General features: G+C 48.2%; 16 protein-coding genes. 7 read left to right on the plus strand and 9 right to left on the minus strand.

The features are described from left to right. Positions 1 to 16 precede the first annotated feature (16 nt). A complete protein-coding gene (locus DPRO_RS05105; RefSeq protein ID WP_097011088.1) occupies positions 17 to 1042 on the plus strand; it encodes a molybdopterin-binding protein in 1026 nt (341 codons plus the stop codon). Between the two features lies 1 nt (position 1043). Continuing rightward, positions 1044 to 2036: an XdhC family aldehyde oxidoreductase maturation factor gene (locus DPRO_RS05110; protein WP_097011089.1), complete on the plus strand. Its 993-nt coding sequence runs from the start codon at positions 1044 to 1046 to the stop codon at positions 2034 to 2036. A gap of 1121 nt (positions 2037 to 3157) precedes the next feature. Here the strand turns inward: DPRO_RS05110 and DPRO_RS05115 are convergent. The 7 genes from DPRO_RS05115 to hsdR form a co-directional block, all read right to left on the minus strand. Continuing rightward, positions 3158 to 3868: a potassium channel family protein gene (locus DPRO_RS05115; protein ID WP_097011090.1), complete on the minus strand. Its 711-nt coding sequence runs from the start codon at positions 3866 to 3868 to the stop codon at positions 3158 to 3160. A gap of 17 nt (positions 3869 to 3885) precedes the next feature. Further along, the gene (locus DPRO_RS05120; protein WP_097011091.1) at positions 3886 to 4575 is read right to left on the minus strand and encodes a hypothetical protein; all 690 of its coding nucleotides are present in this window, start codon (positions 4573 to 4575) and stop codon (positions 3886 to 3888) included. Positions 4576 to 4640: 65 nt separating this feature from the next. Beyond that, on the minus strand, positions 4641 to 5723 hold the full coding sequence (locus tag DPRO_RS05125) for a HEPN domain-containing protein (protein ID WP_097011092.1): 1083 nt from the start codon (positions 5721 to 5723) through the stop codon (positions 4641 to 4643). A gap of 4 nt (positions 5724 to 5727) precedes the next feature. Further along, positions 5728 to 7203, minus strand: a complete 1476-nt coding sequence (locus tag DPRO_RS05130) for a restriction endonuclease subunit S (protein WP_097011093.1) — start codon at positions 7201 to 7203, stop codon at positions 5728 to 5730. Then, positions 7203 to 8630, minus strand: coding sequence for a type I restriction-modification system subunit M (locus DPRO_RS05135; RefSeq protein WP_097011094.1), 1428 nt, complete (start codon positions 8628 to 8630; stop codon positions 7203 to 7205). The genes DPRO_RS05130 and DPRO_RS05135 overlap by 1 nt, the downstream gene beginning before the upstream one ends. Next, positions 8627 to 9178 (minus strand): hypothetical protein, encoded by a 552-nt coding sequence (locus DPRO_RS05140; RefSeq protein ID WP_162291147.1) that lies wholly within the window; start codon positions 9176 to 9178, stop codon positions 8627 to 8629. The genes DPRO_RS05135 and DPRO_RS05140 overlap by 4 nt, the downstream gene beginning before the upstream one ends. 5 nt (positions 9179 to 9183) lie before the next feature. Continuing rightward, positions 9184 to 12567 carry a type I restriction-modification system endonuclease gene (gene hsdR / locus DPRO_RS05145; protein ID WP_097011096.1) on the minus strand — a complete coding sequence of 1128 codons (3384 nt, stop codon included), beginning with the start codon at positions 12565 to 12567 and terminating at the stop codon, positions 9184 to 9186. Positions 12568 to 12778: 211 nt separating this feature from the next. Between hsdR and DPRO_RS05150 the strand changes: the two genes are divergently transcribed. Continuing rightward, positions 12779 to 13255 carry a phosphoribosyltransferase-like protein gene (locus DPRO_RS05150; RefSeq protein WP_097011097.1) on the plus strand — a complete coding sequence of 159 codons (477 nt, stop codon included), beginning with the start codon at positions 12779 to 12781 and terminating at the stop codon, positions 13253 to 13255. Between the two features lie 143 nt (positions 13256 to 13398). Here DPRO_RS05150 and DPRO_RS05155 read toward each other — a convergent pair. Next, positions 13399 to 14519 (minus strand): IS3 family transposase gene (locus DPRO_RS05155; RefSeq protein WP_097010299.1). Its coding sequence is split into 2 segments (ribosomal slippage): positions 13399 to 14243 and positions 14243 to 14519, totalling 1122 coding nucleotides; the frame shifts between segments, so codons are not numbered across the junction. A gap of 45 nt (positions 14520 to 14564) precedes the next feature. Here DPRO_RS05155 and DPRO_RS20800 point away from each other — a divergent pair. Beyond that, positions 14565 to 15380: a phosphoribosyltransferase-like protein gene (locus DPRO_RS20800; RefSeq protein ID WP_456154010.1), complete on the plus strand. Its 816-nt coding sequence runs from the start codon at positions 14565 to 14567 to the stop codon at positions 15378 to 15380. Between the two features lie 128 nt (positions 15381 to 15508). Further along, positions 15509 to 16693: a reverse transcriptase family protein gene (locus tag DPRO_RS05165; protein WP_097011099.1), complete on the plus strand. Its 1185-nt coding sequence runs from the start codon at positions 15509 to 15511 to the stop codon at positions 16691 to 16693. A gap of 143 nt (positions 16694 to 16836) precedes the next feature. Here DPRO_RS05165 and DPRO_RS05170 read toward each other — a convergent pair whose 3' ends face one another. Then, complete coding sequence (locus DPRO_RS05170) at positions 16837 to 17082, minus strand: helix-turn-helix domain-containing protein (RefSeq protein ID WP_232005710.1); 246 nt, start codon at positions 17080 to 17082, stop codon at positions 16837 to 16839. 121 nt (positions 17083 to 17203) lie between these two features. On the opposite strand from DPRO_RS05170, the gene DPRO_RS05175 reads away from it, so the two are divergent. Both DPRO_RS05175 and DPRO_RS05180 read left to right on the plus strand, forming a co-directional pair. Then, the gene (locus tag DPRO_RS05175; RefSeq protein ID WP_097011100.1) at positions 17204 to 17659 is read left to right on the plus strand and encodes a PDDEXK family nuclease; all 456 of its coding nucleotides are present in this window, start codon (positions 17204 to 17206) and stop codon (positions 17657 to 17659) included. Beyond that, positions 17619 to 18372 (plus strand): IS5 family transposase gene (locus DPRO_RS05180; protein WP_097011101.1). Its coding sequence is split into 2 segments (ribosomal slippage): positions 17619 to 17956 and positions 17955 to 18372, totalling 756 coding nucleotides; the frame shifts between segments, so codons are not numbered across the junction. The genes DPRO_RS05175 and DPRO_RS05180 overlap by 41 nt, the downstream gene beginning before the upstream one ends. The last annotated feature ends 115 nt before the right edge of the window (positions 18373 to 18487 follow it).

Genomic DNA, 18487 nt, shown 5'->3' on the forward strand with positions numbered 1-18487 from the left:
ACACAGAGAGGTTATTATGAAAACCATGCATGTTGAAAATGCCATCGGTACTGTCTTGTGCCAGGATATAACCCGCATCGTCCCCGGTCAGGCAAAGGGACCGGCCTTCCGCAGAGGCCACGTTGTCACACCGGAAGACATCCCCATGTTGCTGGATATCGGCAAGGAGCATCTCTACGTTTACGATCCGGAAGACGGGTACGTCCATGAAGATGACGCCGCCTACCGTATCGCCACGGCAGCAGCCGGACCAGGCATTGAACTCTCCACGCCGGTGGAAGGGAAAATCACCCTTCGAGCCACCCATGACGGCCTTCTGGATATCGACACCGACACGTTGTTCAAACTCAACTCGGTCAAAGACGTCATTTTCGGTACGATTCATACAAACCAACTGGTTGAGAAAGGCCGCCCCATGGCCGGAACCCGTGTCATCCCGCTCGTGGTCCCCGAAGAAATTGTAGCCGAAGCAGAGGCTGTGCTGCGCAATTCTCCTCCCCTCATTCAGATTCGCCCACTCAAGCCATGCAAGGTAGGAATAGTCACAACTGGCAGTGAAGTGTACAGCGGCAGGATCAAAGACAAGTTCGGCCCTGTGGTCCGCAAAAAGTTCAGCGCATACGGTTCCTCCACCGTAGGCCAACGCCTGGTGTCGGATGATCCGAACATGACGGTTAAGGCTATTCAGGACTTCATCGCCGAGGGCGCAGATTTCATCGTGGTGACCGGCGGCATGTCCGTGGACCCCGACGACCAGACGCCCGCCTCCATCCGCATGGCTGGGGCAGATGTAATTACCTACGGAGCACCGACTTTTCCCGGCGCCATGTTCATGCTCGCCAAGATCGGCGACATCCCCGTTGTCGGCCTGCCGGGATGTGTCATGTACTATCGCGCCAGCATTTTCGATCTGATCATTCCGCGCATTCTGGCGGGCAAGGAAGTGACCCGCGAGGATATCATCAACCTCGGTCACGGCGGATTCTGTGAGGGGTGTGACGAATGCCGCTATCCGGTGTGTAGCTTCGGAAAGGGAGCATAACATGCGTACCGTGTTTGAAGAGATTCTTACTGCTCTTGAGCGAGGGCAAGCAGTCACCCGCATTGCTGTTGTTAAAAGTTCCGGCTCCACACCACGTGCTGCCGGGGCGTCCATGGCTGTCTTTGAAGACGGTTCCATCACCGGCACCATCGGCGGCGGCTCTGTGGAGCACGCCAGTTACATGGCAGCGAAGAAGCTGGCTCCCGGGCAAACGACAATCCGCGAGTTCGACCTCACTCCCAATGATGCTGCATCCATCGGCATGGTCTGCGGCGGTTCCATGACTGTTCTGCTCGACTCACTGCTTCCCACCGAAGAAAACGTACAGTTCGTTCAAAAGATCGTTGACCAGTTTTCATCGCCAGAAACACGATTGCTGGTCACAACCCTCGCCACAAACGGGACAGTCACCCAACGAGAGGTGCTCCCCGTCAATGACGACACAAATAATGCCATAACAGAGCCTTTTGTTCGTTGTAACGAGCAAAAGACTACGTATTTCGAGCCACTGCTCGCCCCGGAAACAGTTCACTTCATTGGTGGAGGCCATGTGACCCAGGCTACGGCCAAACTGGCAGCGTTCACCGGCTTTCGGGTCATTGTCGTGGATGACCGCGAAGAGTTTGCCAACTCCGAACGCTTCCCGGATGCAACGGAAATTCGGGTTGCAGCGAGTCTCAAAGATTGCCTTCCAACACAACTTGGACCCAAGGATTACGTGGTGATCATGACACGCGGCCATCTCCACGATAGGGATGTTCTGGCCCAGGCATTAAACACCAATGCCGGTTACGTGGGGATGATCGGTAGCAAAAAGAAGAGAAGCGCAACCTATGAATCGCTGCTCAAAGACGGGTTCACACAGGCAGCACTCAATCAGGTGCACTGCCCCATCGGCCTGTCCATTGGTGCAGATACACCGGAAGAAATAGCTATCAGCATTATGGCGGAACTCATTATGATGAGAAAGAAAGACCGGCACAACCTCCAGTAGATAAAAGATATCTGATACTCCCCAAAATCATGTCATACTTCAAGGCAGGCAGCTCAATATCACTCACCAAGGACAAAAAAAGAGGGTGGTAAAAACCACCCTCAAAAACTTTCGTAGCGATTGCCGCTAGCTGACTGATATATTTCCATATCACCACAGCTGGACACTCTATTTCAGAACCTAGAACGGTTCTGTGGCGTGTTAATATGTCTGTTACATCTTAACCTCCTATAATCAAGTGCTAACTGTTCAATGACAGACTCTCAAACGTCCAGTTAGAATCTGTCCACTTATACACAAAATAAGCAGGCTAATCATATGAATCAGACCTTGGCTTAACCTCCATAGACAAAATCGGATCGGATATTTTCCCCTTCCTAACTTGGAAGAGTTGTCCAAATACGGACATAAGAAAACCCTCAGAAGAACAGTCTTCAGAGGGCACACGTCATGACCTGATCAAATTTCAATCATACGAGTCAGGTGGCTCATCGTGTATGAACGTGTCTTCTTTGCATGCTATACAGAGGCTGGCGAGACAAGACCTTACACTACTTGCATACTTAGCGGGCAATAGCCGCGGACCTTGAAGGCTATGCTATAGACTAAAACAGCCGAAGCTGAGTTAATTTAATTTTTCATTATATCAACTTCAAAATAATGTCACCCCGTAAAGTACCTATCTTAGGACCAGCCACAAATAGATACTTTTGATCAGTTGGGAATAGTCACTTTTAAGTCCAATATTATGTCAGTCCTAGGCGCTTTTCGAAGCTGATATACAGGACAGTTTATCAATATGGCTGGTAAATTCCAGTGGCGTCAAACTACCGAGGGAAATGTTAGGATGATCTCATTGACAATTACAAGTGAATGAATATTGTTTGTACCGAAGGCGCGGCGGCTCCTTTCCAAAGCCGTACCGAAATGCACGAGTAGAGGCCGAAAGTGCGCTCATTTCGGTAAGGAGGTGATAGGCATGGCCAAGACCAAATCTGGAAAGAAGAAGGTCCACGTTCCCAAGCATACCCGCAAGGGTAAGGACGGGAAGAAGCAGGTGGTGCGCGAGCACTACCGGTCTACCCCTGAATAGGGCGTGAACCGCCGCTGCGTCTTCGCTCCTACTTTTTGATATCTGTGGCGATTTCTTTCTTCACCTGCCCAGCGTAAGCGAGATACACGCCAAGGCATACGACAAGTAAAACAATCCCAGACAAAACCTCGTAGACAGATAAAAATTTTGCAAAAGTACTTTTCGGAGCCAAGTCCCCATAGCCTAATGTCGTGATAGTAACCACGCTGTAGTAGACTCCATCGACGACGCTAAGGGGCCTCTCGATATGACTGCTATGCCACGATTCTTTTGGGAGTAGCGTATAGAGAATCGCAAAGTTCATAATCAGTTCAAGAAAACTGAGAAGAGCTTGGTCAAGCCTCTGCTTCATACCAATCTCGTCTCTGTTGGCTTTGCTGTAATTACCTTCACGGTCAGGCAGTTTTTCAAATGCATCTCTAATGAATGCCGAGACGATTTCGTTGCATCGGCAAAGAGGAAGAAAAAGCATCAAAGCTGGCATAGGAAGACCATTGATAAGGTGTTGCCAGCACCAATAAAGCAGAGCTTCATCATCAAAAGGAAGGCGAGTAGGAGCAAAGACCTGCTTAGATAGGAGCACAAAAGCCAGTAACCAAAACCCCAGAGACCAGGCCTTAAGAAATTTTTCTTTGTTAAAATAGTACTTTCCCAACTTAGCCAAAAGAAGAGTTGGTGAAGCGACTACCCTGGAAAGTTCGATCCAACCAGGTATGATTCTTTTAAGATGATCCCTCATAAAGCCTCACCCTGCCGTTAATATATCCTGCCAACATCAACAGACATATCCAGATATGCCAGCATCATGCGGCCGAATGGCGTTATTTTAAAATTCTGTGCGGCTAGTTCATTTCCACCAATTCGACTCTTATCGTTTTTATTGCGCGCAATCAGCCCCAAGGTTGACAGATTGAGATAGTAAGAATCGTAAACCGCAGCATCTTCAAAATCTTCCGATGAAGACCCAAGGCTCGTTTGGGGCCTTGATAGAGTCTCACGGTTCTCTTCCCAGAATCGACGACTCTCCCCAGGACCTAATGCTCTAGCATACAGCAACAACACTTCTACATCGTTGATCTTATCAAACGTTTCGATCAGACGTTTTTTGATCTCATGCTTTCTTTCTGTGTCTGAAAAACCATTCTTGAGAAGAGATGCTATGTACTGCCGTCGGTCTTCTGTTATCGCCCGTCCGGCCTGGATCATCGCCTCTTCGATCAGGTCGAGGCCTTCGGGGGAAGCCATGGCGCTGCGCAGGGTTTGCTCTGCCTGCTCGCCTAGCTGTGATTCGAGCCGCCTCAGAGTGTCTTCCACGCGATGAATGCGCTGGTTCGGAATGGTCGCGCCGATGATTTCTGCGGCAAGCGGACCGACCACTGGGATAGCCCCGAGAATGCCTTTGACAGCAACAGCAAGGTCATCATTATTCCTGAGTGCGTCAGCCATTTAATTCCTCCTGCGTTCTTTCCCTTAATGGATGACCTAACTTCGTTCTCGTAGAGTTGCCCAAGCTATTGATGCGAAAACATATTGTAGAAAGTCCAAGGTGGGGAGAATGCATCATTCCTTGATGCAAATTGAAGCAAGGCATATCGCACTATTCGCTCGAGCCCGACAAGGGTTGGAGCTTTCTTTATAATTTTGGCCAGCTCTTTATCCTGAAGGACTGGTGATCCGAATTGTACTTCATTGTTGCCTCCGCCATGATTGAGGGCCACCCAGTTTCCAAATGCGCTGCCTGTATGAACGTAACGGCTTCTTAGGTCATAGGCAGACTTAATGGCCTTCTCAAAAGAATCTTCTTTCAATCGTGCATATTGATGTGCAGCTTCGGACTTTTCAAAAAAAGAAGCATCCACTAAATCCAGCAGTGTTTTTATATACTTCTTTTTTATTGATCTAAGTTGGGCTTTAAGTTGCTTTAATATGCCGTTTCCGCCACCACAATTCTGTTCGATACATGTGAATAGCCCTAATATTTGGGGATCTAACAGCGCTTCAGCCTCATAATCAAAGTGGTTAGATAGCCTTTCACATGCTGTTATTAGATTAAGATAAGCCACTTCAGGATTTCTTTCGCTATTGATCAAAGCCAGTGAGTAGAACCGAGAGCATGCAATGAATGTGGTGCCAAACTTGTCTTCAGTTTGCCCATGTATGAGATCTTTAATACGGGACAGTTCTGTCAGATTTAAGGGGATTTCAAAGTCAGGACGAATGTCATCAGAGTTGTGCGGAAGACTCTTTTGGTAAATGCGGTCATGAGTATCTATGTTCGGAAGCCAATGGAAGCCGCTTCCCTCCAGCAAGCCATGGTTGTCGAACCGCTTGCCAAACAGGACGGACAAATAAGAGCAAATTATATCACCAATATAGCTATAGTCAGGAATGACTATGCCTGGAGCTTTCTCGATTGGTTCGGTAGAGAACGTGAAGACAAAAAAATGACGAGGATTTTGATTATCTCTTCTTGGAAATGAATGCGTCAATAAGCAGTCCTCGTCTCTAAATTCACCAACAAATCTAGCTGGTGACGAAATCAGGACCTTGTGAACAGTCTCATCCGGTTTTAGCTCTACTAATTCCCCTGCCAACTTCCTATCCTTTCTTTCGTCTTCTTTTCTTCTTACCCTTGGCCGCTTCCCGCTCAGTCTTGATCCGCTCCAGCAGCACCGATGCGGGTTCGTCGTTTGGATCTTGGGGGACGAGTTCGCCTCGGAAGGCTTTGGCGAGGATGGATTGGTCGAGAGAATCGAGCGAGCTACTCCCTTCTAGAATTTTATTCTCAATTGAATCCAAAAGCTTGAATTGCTGTCGAAGCAAGCGCACGATCTCGGCCTGCTCCTCTACCGGAGCTAAAGGAATCGGGAAGTATCTGAACATCGGAATATTGATGCGTAATCTTGTTGCACCAAAAGCGAGCTCCTTAATCAGTCCCTTGCTTGTAGGGGAATTGAAAAAGTGCATCAAATATTCGGTGAAGCAGCAGCCCTCATCAACATCCATCTTAATAACATCCGGCGTGACCATGGAAACACCACAATCGTTAGGATAAATACAGCTTTCACCTGGAGGGTCTCCAAGCTTCGTTACAAGCAACTCGCCGCCATTAATGCTGTATGGCTGGTGAAACTCCTCCCAAACATCTGGGTCCATAAAGTTAGGCTTGTTTTGATTGAAGCCCTCCATCTTAACATGCCGAAGAAAAATGATCGGCACTCCTTCATCACGAAAATCTTTTGCCTTGAATATTGTACCGAATGGGCCTGCACAAATGGCATTTAATTTGTCTTGAGCAAGACGAAAATTATGAATCCATGCCCACCCGTTAGGTAACTGAGGAAGCTCCAGCACTGACTCCCATTTATTCTTACCTCTTATTTTAAACTTGCCAGTTCGCTTTTCCTCTTGGACAGAAACAACCTTATCTGCAGGCGTGACATCGGGATTCTGTTTGCGCCACTCTGCAGTCAAGTCGCCACGGAAAGCGGCGGCGAGGACGGACTGCCGGAACTTATCCAGCAACGGCTTGGTGGCCTCCAGAGCTTCACGAGCAATGCGGCTCTTGGTTTGCAAAACGTCAATCTTGTCAGCGATGCGGCGTTGTTCACCAAGAGGAGGAAGAGGGATAGAGTTCGAACGGACTTCTTTTGATTTTACAGCAGGATACAACGCTCCCTGCACCAACAAAGACATTTCTTCAACGAATCGCCTTGACCTTACATGTGAGAAAAGCCAGCGTGGATCGATTTCTATGGGCCTAAGTACATCAAAACCAGTGGACGCAATAGCCCCATCATACTTATTCGCAACAAGCGCTACGGCATTCAAATTTGGTCGAGTCATCGATACAAGAACATCATTTCTTTGAATATGCTGCCTTGCTCTACTGGGAGCTTTTTTCACCTCAATCAGCTTGGGCGCAGTGATTTTTTTTGTTTGGTTATCAACGCTTGAAATATCTATATAACAAAAGTCATCGTCCCCATTGGGAGCACCTTTTTCAACTTTTGGAGCAACTAACTCACCGACATAAGTCGTAAGCCATCCGACTGGAATATTTTCGCTCGACATTATTTCTGCTCCATGTCCAGCAGAATCGACAATTCTTCCATTTCCTGCATCGCAATCCCCAGATTTTCAATAATCTGAGCGGACAGAACATCAGGTTCCGGCAAGTCCTCGGCGTGATCGGCGTCTTCAGCTCGAAGCCAAGTGATATTGAGATTATCTTCGCGCTTGATTATCTCTTTGTGGGAGAAACAGCGAAAGCGGCCTTCTTCGCCTTGGTCCTTGCGTTTGGAGCCGCCATTTGGGTCGTCACCAAAGCATTTTTCAAACTCAGCGAAGTGGGCGCGGGTCAACGGCGTACGTTTACCAAAGCTCGGCATGTTTGTTCGCAGATCATAGAACCAGACTTCCTTGGTGTTGCCCTTATCGGTTTCGCCACGCTGGAAAAACAGGACATTGGTCTTGACGCCTTGGGCGTAAAAGATACCAGTGGGCAGACGCAAAACCGTATGAAGGTTGCACTTGTTCATGAGGTCTACCCGAATCTTCCTCCCCGTATTGTCTGCGAACAGGATGTCGTCAGGCACGACCACAGCAGCTCGCCCCCCCGGTTTCAGGCCTCGATAGATGTGCTGTAAAAAGCCAAACTGTTTGTTGTTGGTGGGATACGTGAAGTCGTCACGTCGTGAAGCTCCACTCCCGGCTGAGCTGCCAAACGGCGGGTTGGTGATGATGACATCAGCTTTTGCTAGCGAAGCCCCGGCAGGACCAAGGGTGTCATTTGTCTCCACTGGGCCCTCAATGCCGTGAAGCATCATATTCATGAGACACAGACGGTGGACATCCTGCACCAGTTCAAGTCCCTGAAACGCTGTGCGGCGCTGGAATTCCTGCTCCCGGGTGGAAAGAGAAAACAATTCATCGGTGCGCTCCTTGATGTAGGCATCGGCCCGAATCAAGAAACCACCAGTTCCAGTGGCAGGGTCCTGAATAATCTCCCCGGCCTGGGGCTGGATCAAGTCCACCATACACTCGATAAGTCGACGAGGCGTGAAGTACTGCCCCGCCCCTTTCTTCGACTCCGTGGCATTCTTCTCAAGTAACCCTTCATAGAGGTCGCCAAGCCCTTCTTCCCGTGCGCTGTACCAGTCCAGATCATCAATGTCGCTGACCAGCTTTTGCAGATTCCGAGGTTCTTTGATGAAGCTGGAGGCATTGGCAAAAATGTCCTGCACCAACTTCGAGCCACTCGCGCCAAGGTCGATCAACATCTTCTTGTAAAAAGTCAGCTGCTCTGTGCCATCCAAGGCAACCAGCTTGTTCCATCGGTACTCTTCCGGAAGCTGAGACTCTTTGCCGGTCTCCTCTGCCATCTTGAGAAAGAGGAGGTAAGTGAGTTCGTTGACATATTGATGGTAGGAAACCCCGTCACCCCAAAGGATTTTACAGAGCTTCCACAGTTTCTGAACGATATCGTGTGTAGTGGTCATTTGTTTCCTGAATTTTCAAAGTAGTCTTTTAACTTTTGTGCATTAGCGGTTAAATTTCGCACAAGCTCCTGACGAGGGGGTTCGCCTGATTTCATTGAGGCAATGACGACAGCGTCCAAGCTTGCTCGAAGATCGTTCCCATATTCAACAAGTTGCTTAGCTCTATCACCATCTTTCGCACAGTGTGTTAGGTAACTATTGATTCTAATGAGCTGCTGAAAAGCTATGTCGAACTCCGGTAATATATATCTGGTCCTTGCCTTCAATTCTTCTAAGGATCGTATTGCTCCCTGAGCCTTTTCATTCTCCCGTACTAACTCTTTTGCTTCTTTAAATCGACCAGATTGAATTTTGCGACTTGTCGTATATGCGATGCACATCACTTCATGCGTAGCGGCTGACAATGATTCAAGGTGCTCTGATAGTCTAGATACATACAACTCTCTATTTCTTAATCTCCAGTGTGAGGCTGCTGAATAAACACTTGCAATGGCAGCTACCATTGCGGCAACTGCGGTCACCCAATCTCCGATAGTCATACTGCTCATATCTCTTAACCAGCCTCGTCCCAAAGGCTTTCGTTGATTTCTCCTAAAACATCTTCCAATTTGCCGCCAAAAACACGGTTCAAGCGATTAAAGCCGCCATGTGCCTGGAACTCGCCACCATCCAGAGACTCACGGTCTACGATGGTTTCAGCCCGCATCTGTTTACCGATCCGTTCCAACCATTTCCGCTGTGGATCAGTCCACTGGCGGCTGGCAAGAATACGCTTCATGGCCTGCTCGACACGCTGCTCATAAGGCACCAGCGGGGAACCCAGTGCAAGGCGTCGGATAAAGCCGATAATAGAGGCCGCAATATCGTGGTTGGTAGCCTCCCGCCACGCCGTCCGTAGGTTGACCTCAGTATACTCATGCTCGTCAAGGAATAAGCGTAATTCCTTGAGCTGCTGTCGGGTCAACTCGCGTGGGCGCTGGAGGACAATTTTCAACGCTGCCACTTGATTCTTATTGGCCTGGATGAACTGTTTGAAGGACTCCAGATAATCTTCCGGCTTCTCGGCATCGCCATAACCCCGCTCGACGCCCCGTAATTCGTCCTCATGGTCAGAGATAAGATGTACCTTGTTCGGAGGCTTCAAATTGTCCAGGAAAGGAGCAAGCTTTTGGAGTGCCAACAGATCGTTTACAACATCACCAAGCGGGCGCTCGCCTAAGTCATCGGCAAAAGCCTGAGGCTCTTTGCCGGTCATGGTGACAAATTTATCGAGCGCGTCATCTTTTAAGAGCCGCTTCTTTCGCTGAAACTTGGCTCTGTATTGATTAACTATGACCTGCCGCACCTCGTCATCCTGCGCCTTTTCCAACTCACGCAAGAGTTCACCAAATGAAACAGTCACAGTGGTAACAACCGGCTTCATGTCCGAATATTTTTGCAATGCGGAGTACAGGTCAACAGCGTCAAAGATACGGAACCAATCCTTGCCGATCTCCTCACACAACCGGGTGGCTCGACCAAGCATCTGCTCATAGAGAATACGGCTCTTTACGCGTCGGATGAAAACGAGGTTTGTTATCTTGGGAACGTCAATGCCGGTGGTCAGTAGGTCAACGGTGACAACGACATTAGGAAGCTGTTCATTCTTGAAATGCCGAATAAGCTCCAAAGGCTTGTCCGCTTGTCCGGTGATCTTTACAACAGCATCGTCTTCAATTGAGCCGTACTGATTGACGAAGGCTTGCTTGAGGAGATCTACGACCATGTCGGCATGATTGTCGGTCACGCAATAGACAAGGGTTTTCCCCTCGAAAGATGGGTCTATATGTTGAGCCACCTGTTCGCAGACTACTCTGTTGAAAGATTCTGTCAGGACCTGTTTATTGAACTCTTCGACATCGAATTCAACTTCATCCTTGAAGTGCCATTTCCCGACTTCTCCGGTAATGGAGTCGATTGTTTCAGCCTCTTCGCCCTTGTTCCACTTGATACCTTCCTCGCTCAGTTTGGTCCGTATCCGCACAGGAGGCTCATGGTCGACGAGGAATCCATCAATGACTGCCTGCCTATAGGAATAATTGTAAACCGGCTCACCGAACAGCTCTGTTGTGTGAAGGGCAGGAGTGGCCGTAAGCCCGATTTTTACAGCGTCGAAGTGATCCAGCACGCGAGCGTATTTCGATACATAATCATTCTGATTCCTGAATTTCAGCTCAGTATCGCTCATCTCTTTATCGAGATTGTAACCACGGTGGCACTCGTCGACGATGACGCAATCGTATTGATCAACGGGCATAGGCAATTCGCCTTCAGACGGGAAGAGGAGCCGCTTAATCATGCCCTGGATGGTAGCAATCTGGAGTCGAGTATCTTTCTCTGGCTTGATGTCTCCAAGCTCTTTGATGTCGTACACGCTGGCAAAGGTGTCGTGACCCTCAACTCGAACATCTTTGAAGGCACCAGATGTCTGCTCCCCTAAAGACGTTCTGTCGACCAGGAAAAGGATGCGACGGAACCGCTTGGCCTTACATAGGCGGTAGGCCAACCCAATGCAGGTACGCGTCTTGCCGGTTCCGGTAGCCATGGCCGTCATGATTTCACGCTTACCTTTGGCAATCTCATTCTCAATCGCATGGATTGCATCATACTGATAGTAGCGCAGGTCCAAATAGTCAGAAGGGGCTTTTTTCAGTGCGTCGTTTGCCTCGGGAATATCCTGTCTCAACAGGCCGACAAGCCCTTCAGGCGTAGGCCAAGTGGTCAACGGACGAGCGATTTCAGTTGGCACACGGACATCACGGAACCAGACGCCGCTTTTGGTGCGAAGTTGCTTGAGGAACGGGCGACCATTTGAAGAGAGCAAGAACGGGATGACATGCTCACCCCAAGGCGACTCTTCAGGAAGCTTCTCATCACACTGGATGATGTACCCCTTGCTGTAGCGTTGCGCCTGCTTCAAAGCTGCGGAAACATTCTTGCGCCTGCGCTTTGCCTCGACGGTAGCCACAGGAGTTAAGCCTATGAATAGGACATAATCAGCCCAATTGCGTTTACCGGTTTCAGGGTGCTTTGTGGGCCACTCGGCAATGGCGAGATTCTTTCCTTTTTGAGGGCGGACGCCAGCCTTATATGAAAGGCGTTCGCTGTCAGCCTCCCAGCCGGCATCCCTGAGCTGATCGTCAATGAGTTTACGGGTATCTTTTTCGTCAAGATCGACAGAAGACTCTGCTACCTTCTTGAGGGTGGCTTTGGTTGTGTTAATCTCTTCGCTGCTCTGGGTGGCAACACTGGCCTGCAAGTCAGCAAGCCGTTCAACAAATAGAGCCTGTTCCTGCCTCTGTTGCTCCTCGGTGTCTTTGAGCAGCTCTTTGGTCTTCGCCAGTTTATCATATGCGGCATCGGCCTTGCGTTGCGCTTCAAGCTGAGCCTTCTCTGTTTTGGCGAGCTTCTTTCGAAGCTCATCCAATTCGTCGGAAAGGGAGTCGTCCACCACTTTGGGTTTTGGTGGTGGTAGGAATGCACCAGGGTCAAAGGCCGTATCTTTGCCGAACGCCTGATGAAACCAAATGGCAAGTATTCTGGCGAACCGGAGCGCATCTAGAGCATGCTTGGACTCCCCACCCAGATCATGTACGGCGATATTGCCCGCCTTGCGGAGCATGTGAAAAATCTGATTTACCTTGGCGGTGAAGACTCCCTCGTCGTCAAGACGCTGCAAGACTCGGATAGCCGTGTCGCCTTCATACAAAGGAATGGCAGAACGGACTGCCACCTGCTTAGCCAGCAATTCACTAAAAAGACGAATTTTGGAAAGGGCCGCATTCGGGTCAAAAAAGACAAGGCGCTCGGCTTGCGCGGCACACTTCAACAGAAGCTGGTCGTGATCAGCTAAGAACCAGAAATTAGGAGATTGGAAGGCTGTCGATTCGTCAGGCATAAGCTCCCCGCATTGATAACTTCTTTGCTCACGCAAGCTACATCAATCCGGCAAACAAAAAAAGAAGTAATTAAATCGATACAGATAACCAAATCACTCTGGTCGTTAACATCGAAGCTGAGATAAAGCCCAAGTTCGTATTCTCGTTTGAACTCAGCCTGAGTTTTTTGTACATAGTCACCAATGGTTAGCAATTTCAAAAGGCAGCACAATGAAAAACACTGACAAAATAGCACCGCACACTATAGGTAGCTGCTCAGAAATACAGTCGTGGATCGACCAATTCCCAAGTAAATACCATGACACCGCCAGGGAACTTCTTCTACAGCTCAATTTTGTCTCTCGCGATACATATGCAAAGTGGCTTCAACGCAAGCTTGATTATTATGCAGAAAACGAGTGTGCGCTTTATGCTGTCAGGAAATTTCGCAGCACCGTTAAAAGCGCATGGAGCAAAGGTGGCACCATAAATAAAACAACAGCAACTACGCTTGGGAGTGAAGACCTTGTTCGCTCGATCATTGGGCACTGTGTCCGGAAACACGAAGGTGCGCTCTTTGACCATCCTTCAATTTACGCTCTTAAAAAAAATAAAATTAAAAACATCATACTGATCGATGACTCCATTGGGAGTGGAGACCGCGTCGCAACATATATTTGCGCCTCCCCCCATCCTTTGGACCACTGATCGGCCATTTTAAGGTGGAGTCCTGCGTCCGAGTTTGTGCCTCCGTGGAGGCGGTTCGCCGCAGCCGTTGTGGAGCGTAGCCCGTCCCCGCAGGGGCGGCCCGAAGGGCCGAGGGCGGAGCGGAGCAACGGCTGCGAGCCAAGTCAATGAACATTCAGGTTGCCTCTGTATACGGCAGCGGGAGTTCTTTTGTCCAACGACGAATGTCCGCGCTCTTCGTTGTAATACCGAAAATAGCGCGTAAGCCCATGGTATAGCTCGATTCCATCAGAATACGCCTTGGGGTAAACATCCTCGTATTTCACCGTCCACCACAACCGCTCGATAAATACGTTGTCGATTGCACGGCCTTTGCCGTCCATGCTGATTGCAATGCCCTTGCTCTGCAAAACGCCGGTAAATTCACGGCTCGTGAATTGCGCTCCCTGGTCCGTATTGAACATCTCTGGCGTGGAGATGCGCAATGCCTTGCTCAGTGCGTCCACGCAAAACGAACTGTCCATGGAATTTGACAGTTCCCAAGCCAATACGAATCGGCTCCACCAGTCAATCACTGCCACCAGATACAGAAAGCCGCGCTGCATGGGGATGTAGGTGATGTCAGCACTCCAGACTTGATTCTTTCGCTCAATGGCAACTCCTTTCAGCAGATAAGGAAACACGGGATGCTCCGGGTTGGGGACACTCGTATGCGGCCCTGGAGTAATCGCTTGCAAGCCCATCAGCTGCATCAGTCGCTCAACTCGCTTGTGGTTGATCTGATGGCCTTGTGTCTTCAGCCAATCCGTCATGCGCGGCGAGCCGTAATCCGGCTGACGCAGATACTGCTCGTCGATGAGACGCATCAAGGCCAAGTTCTCATCGGACTCGGCTGCAGGTTTGTAGTAAAACCCCGAGCGGGAAATGCCTGCCAACTTGCATTGCCGCCGGATGGAATACTCCCGATCCGGTTTGATCCACTGGCGGCGTACCTCAAGCGGCAGGCTTACAACTTTTTTTCAAGCCACTTGATATCCATCTTGAGCCGACCGATCTCCTCGAACAAAGGTGCGGTGACCTCCTCCTGGCTCTTGGCTTTCTTGCCACCGGAAAAGATTCCTTCGGCATTTTCAAGGAGCTGCCTTTTCCAGGTGGATATCTGGTTGGGATGCACTTTGTACTCCGCAGCCAACTGCGCCAACGTTTTCACGCCACGGATAGCTTCCAGCGCGACCTTGGCCTTGAACTTATCCGAATGCTTCCGTCTTTTGTTGCTCTTTGTCATACGTCCTTCCTTATCGGTTTAAGGACGCAGATTCCACTTTAACCGGTGGTCCGAATTTCGGGGGAAAGCGCAATTCGTCTCTTTTTGTCACACCCGAGCTTAAGAAGTTGGTGGAGCTTTGGATGGATTCGGATTGTAGTGGTTAGCTTCGCTCGAACAGAACAGGCCAAACAAACCATTTTAAAAAACCTACCTGGCTCAAATCACAGTACCAAGAAATTTCCAGCATATTCTAAAATAACCTTCGACTGTGACAATGTGTATGAGGCTGGGGCAACACAAAGGCGCTGGGGGCCTAGGCATGAGCTAATCATCAACCTATGTAGGCAAACTAAAGTCATCGCTCAAGACAGACGAATGGGGTACGGCAATGTGATGGGCAACCTGATATTTTACCATAGCGTCCCCAACAACGTACCTGGCATGTTATACTCTAAGAACAAAGGATGGAAGCCCTTATTCCCCGACAGACTGATGCCTACATGGCTAAATGATCTATTGAAATCGCCTCCTCCCTCAACTCACCTTAAGAAGATTAACTTGCCGCAGGAGGCATACGACGTACTGTCGTTGTTAAAAAAAGGGCTTAAAACACGATCAGCCATAGCCCGACGTCTGGAGTTAGACATCAAGATTATTAATCAGACAGTTTCAGCTTGCATAAGCCATGGTCTGATCACGAAACAAATGAGGCTTACGCATGAAGGTGCCATATTTTTAAAAAACCAAAAATCACACCTTTATAAAGACTTTACGCCGAACTATTCAATGTATATTCCAAAGTCTTGGTGTACTGGCCACAATCCACCTAGCCGTCCATGTGACGAATCTTCAGAACTATCTGAAGATGGGGATTTCTGAGGAAGTCTCTGGAAAGAACTGACGAAATGGCGACTAAGTCGCCATGCAGGTAACCATCCATAGAAGCTACCGAAGGCTAGCAGCAAGGATGCTCACCTGTATGGGACAAGCCCTGAAGGAGCACGTAGATGGAAGAGTGGTCAGTACACCAATTTCAGCAAGGCGCGATTGCGGCATCAGCACCCTGTGTCGATGATCTAGTGAGGTATGCTCGGTTATTAAAAAACAATGGGCTACCTGTGATATTCTCCCTTGGGCACCTCTGTAAAATCACTCGTTCCAACTACAAGTTTTTGCACAACATAGTGAATCGAAAAGTAGATTCACAAAACTACAGGCTTTTCCCAATCAAAAAGAGAAGCGGCGGAATTAGGCATATCCATGCTGTTGCCGGAAAACTATACAAAGTACATGACTATATAAACAATGATATCCTTCAAAGCTGTTCTCCACACCCCTCATCATATGCTTTCCATAGATCTGGTGGTATTTTTAAGTGCGCTAAACAACACTGTGAATCAAGATGGATATTCCAGTTCGATTTGAAAGATTTTTTTTATTCAATATCCGAAGCGATGGTTTTTACTGCGTTAAAAAATCTTGGTTATAAAAAATTACTAGCATTTGAACTAGCTAGAATCTGTACAACCCGTCATCTCCCAGCAAATAAAATACGGTACACGGCTAGATTCTCAAAATCCCTTCCCTCGTATTACAACAACAAACCGTATCGAGAGACGTACCACCATGGAGTATTGCCGCAAGGAGCTCCATCAAGCCCGATGCTAAGCAATCTTGTCGCGTTACGTTTAGATGAGACATTATCGGCTTATGCTGATGAAAATGGTCTGACTTACACACGTTATGCCGATGACATCACTTTGTCCACCCTGGCCCTGCCTAGCAAGGTGTCCGTAGGGGGAATAAAGAGAGCGGTGATCAAGATAATACGCAGGGCAGGTTTTATCGAAAATCCTAAAAAGATTAGAGTTGCAGGTCCTGGTTCTCGCAAGACTGTGCTTGGCCTTTTGGTTGATCAATCTTCCCCTCGCATTTCTCGCCACACATACAAGCGAATTGACAGACTACTGTACTCTATCTCGCAATACAAACTTGCAGGTGTCGCAGAACACGATGGGTTTGATTCATCATTTGGACTATATAATCATCTTCATGGATTAATTAATTATGTCAAAGATGTAGACTACAGTCGTTGGGAAGAATTTTCTAAGCAATTCCAACCGATCAAGGAACAGTTTGAATCCGAATTCGATGTAAGCAACACTGCACAATTTATGCTCTCAAGCACATAAAGACTAATGATTGCCCCCTCGTCAAAGCCCCAACGAGCAAAAGATTTACTGCTCGCTTCATACTATAAAGGTGAAACCTGAAGTGGGGCCAACAAAGTGGACCCACTTCTCCCCGCTTCTACCAGCTTGCCGACTCACTAACCTTAATCTGCAACCAAAGCCTGCAAATCAACATCCAAAGCCTGAGCCAATTTGTTCATGGTTAAAAGCGAAATATTCTGACGTCCGCGCTCAACACCACTTATATATGTCCTATGTACGTCAGTCTCTTCAGCAAGCTTCTCCTGTGATAAGCCGGCTTCCTCTCGTAACCTCCGGATCCTCTGCCCAAAATCCGACATAATCTTACGCTCTGATTCAGAGTACTTTTCCAAGCTTTTTGTAGGCACGAAAAACTCCTTTTCTTCGTGCCTCACACAGTGCTTGACGTGATGAGTATATTTCTACAGAGTATACTGTACACTCATAGATCTACGACTATTCCCAATAGCCAGCAGATGGGGTGGTAATATGGTAAAGATTGATTCAGAAAAAGAACTTGAAGACCATTTAGCAAACCAACTCAGAGCAATTCCAGGCTTCACGACGACCCAACAAGTAAGGATGGGGAAGTATGGTATTGCAGACATCGTTACCTGGACGATAAACAAAACTGAAAATCACCAATCGCTGCTGGCTTATGTCATAGAGACGAAAGCCGCAAATGCAGACTTTAAAGCATTAGCCCAATTGTGTAGATACATGAAAGGGCTTGAAATCAATCTGACATCTACTCAAAGGATGATCTCAAATACGATCAGATGGACAGAAGTCTTTGGGCTGCTAGTGTGTGAAAGAATCACTGACATCAAAAATACTGGTTTTTTACTAGGGCGTGTCGACAATCATTCTGAGATTTGCTATACTTCTTGGCAGGAGGTTGGCAGTGCAAAAAAGACACGCTCTACGCGACGATCAGTGGGATAAAATCAAAGAAGATCTTCCAGGAAAACAAAGTGACTGCGGTGTAACTGCAAAAGATAACAGGCTATTCATTGATGCAGTCATGTGGATTGGCAAGACAGGGGCGCCTTGGCGAGATTTGCCAGAAAGCTATGGCAAGTGGTCTTCGGTCCATAAGAGATTTATCCGCTGGGCCAAGAAAGGTGTATGGCAAATGATCTTCAACACGCTTGCGGTAGACGCTGATACTGAATGGCTCATGATTGACAGCACAATAGTGCGAGCTCATCAGCATTCGGCTGGCGGAAAGGGGGCACCTCCAGCAGTCGGTGGGGAAATCTAGAGGAGGGTTTTCAACGAAAGTCCATGCTGCCACAGATGCTCTCGGATGTCCAACTAAATTCATATTAACACCTGGAAATACAGCGGATTGCAGTATGGCGATTCCGCTTATTGAAGGACAGGCTGCCGAGCATGTCCTTGCTGATAAGGGCTATGATTCAGATGAAATTGTAATGGCAATTGAAGCCATGAATGCCAATCCGGTTGTCCCTCCTCGCTCTCACAGAAAGACAAGGCGAACATATGACAAACATCTCTATAAGGAGCGAAGTGCTATAGAGTGTATGTTTGGAAATTTAAAACAGTTTCGAAGGATTGCAACACGATACGACAAGCTGGCGACGTCCTATCTTGCTTTCGTGTACGTAGGAGCAATGTGGCTGTGGCTGAAGTGATTGTCGACACACCCTAGCCCAAATGCAAAATGTGCATATTTATAAATACAATATTTCTCTAGAGAAAGGCTTCAACATGCGTAGATGGCCTGGTTGGGTCCGTGGAATTCCAAAT

This window comes from Pseudodesulfovibrio profundus (assembly GCF_900217235.1).
In the GTDB taxonomy this organism is placed as follows: domain Bacteria; phylum Desulfobacterota; class Desulfovibrionia; order Desulfovibrionales; family Desulfovibrionaceae; genus Pseudodesulfovibrio; species Pseudodesulfovibrio profundus.